This window comes from Oleiphilus sp. HI0123 (assembly GCF_001635315.1).
In genome coordinates, this window is the sequence record NZ_LWGE01001409.1 from 1 (window position 1) to 1,225 (window position 1,225).

Consider the following 1,225-nt stretch of genomic DNA (forward strand, 5'->3'; position numbering starts at 1 on the left):
CGTGTTTGCGGGTATTTTTCAGTAGCTGTCTCGAAAGATGAACCACTCTGATAGCGGTATACGCGATAGGGGTTATTCAAATAACCTTCGTCAGTAATAATATCGACGTCCACGCCAAAGAGCATATTTTTCGTGATGACTTGAGATAGCCCCAGTTTGTAGTTCTGCCTGTCAACATCTTCAGAAAAGTCACTCTGAATCATTCCAACTTCATCCCATCCTCTGGAATAACCCAAGCTCAAGTTAGTTAAATCACCAAAGAAATCTTGTGAAACAGAAACAAACACTGTGTCGGCTGAGAAGTCATTTTCTTCACTGTTGGTATAGCCCGCGCTCACTATCGTTTTCTCATGAAGAAAATCTACCCCGGCACTGTACTCAGTTCGCTCTTCTTCATAAGCACTAGCAGTGGCGCGCACATCAATAGACGCCGACGACACTGAATCAACATAGTAATGTCCATTCAGGGAAAAATTCGTACCGGCACTTTTTCTTACCAGAACAAAGGGGCCATTAATATCCATACCACCGCCTTCGTAACCATGATACAAGGCGTCAACCGTATCAGGAGGAAGCGTTGCAGCATTGCCTACTGCACTGATCACCAGGGAATTGACAATAATTAACAATTGAAAAAAGGCTTTAAAAAAAGGCACCTTGGCTTTCATTTTAATTACAGCCACAGCCACCTCCTGCGCCGCCCTCTGCTCCGCGAGCAGACTCCCTTGCCTGGTATACATGGTGAATGTATGCACCCGCTGCCCCATGTCGATCTAAGCTCATAATAGGGTCGGCCAAATTACTTCGCTCATAGGGTTTTACCCACGGCTTAATTTCACCGCAAGCCTGCAAGCCACCAAAAGACAGCAAACAGATAATGACGCATAGGACTGGTTTAATACTGTTCATATTAGGAACCCGTGAACTATTCTCTGATCAACTGTTTAACCTGGTTTGCGTACTCTTCTTCATAGCCGGGCTTATATCCGCGATGTAAAAAGCGCTTGTTGCCATCGCGATCAATCATCACAGTTGTCGGCATCGCATCCACCTCGTACATCTCACTTACCTTGCTTGTCGAGTCATAGACCACAGGAAAATCAACCGGCAGAGCTTTCAAAAAGCGATCTGCATCAGCTGAATCTTCATCCACATTGACCGCTAAAATGGTAAAACCCAAGTCTTCATATTTGGCAAAAATATCATTCATCAAGGGCATTTCCTG

Annotated in this window: 3 protein-coding genes; all 3 read right to left on the reverse strand. The window is 44.8% G+C overall.

Annotated elements, in window-relative coordinates; all coding sequences use genetic code 11:
- On the reverse strand, window positions 1–683 hold a 683-nt coding region (locus A3761_RS18045), incomplete at its 3' end, for a DUF3570 domain-containing protein (RefSeq protein ID WP_231881254.1).
- Entirely contained in the window at window positions 670–909 is a 240-nt protein-coding gene (locus A3761_RS18050; RefSeq protein ID WP_068553283.1) for a DUF4266 domain-containing protein, read from the reverse strand. The genes A3761_RS18050 and A3761_RS18045, both read right to left, overlap by 14 nt.
- Window positions 910–925: 16 nt before the next feature.
- Window positions 926–1,225: TlpA disulfide reductase family protein (locus tag A3761_RS18055; protein WP_156491935.1), on the reverse strand; the 300-nt coding region annotated here is incomplete at its 5' end.